We start from the raw sequence: 245 nt of genomic DNA, 5'->3' as shown, positions 1-245 counted from the left end.
GTGCTCATCGCTGAGCTTGTCGCGTTTGTCGTCACGGTTTTCGCTGTGGGCAAGCTCCAGGCGTGAATGCCAGGTGTTGTTGAGCTGGGCGTCGAAGTAAGTGCCCAGGCTGCTGACGCTGAAGTCGGTGTAGGGTTTTTGCTCATAAGAGAGGTTAGTGGTTTGATCAAAGCGTCCGTACGGATTGTCGTATTCACTGCGCCCGCGGCTGTCGAGCAGGTTCAGGCCTGCCTCGAAGCGTTCGC

The 245-nt window shown here is 57.1% G+C and carries 1 pseudogene; it reads right to left on the bottom strand.

The features are described from left to right. Positions 1-245 (bottom strand): annotated as a pseudogene (locus SB765_RS32685) (TonB-dependent receptor); the annotation flags it as partial.

Origin of the sequence: Pseudomonas sp. SIMBA_067, assembly GCF_046534675.1 — a bacterium.
Taxonomy (GTDB): Bacteria; Pseudomonadota; Gammaproteobacteria; order Pseudomonadales; family Pseudomonadaceae; genus Aquipseudomonas; species Aquipseudomonas putida.
Note: the sequence above shows the minus strand (reverse complement) of the source record. Positions and strands in the feature narration are given on the sequence as shown.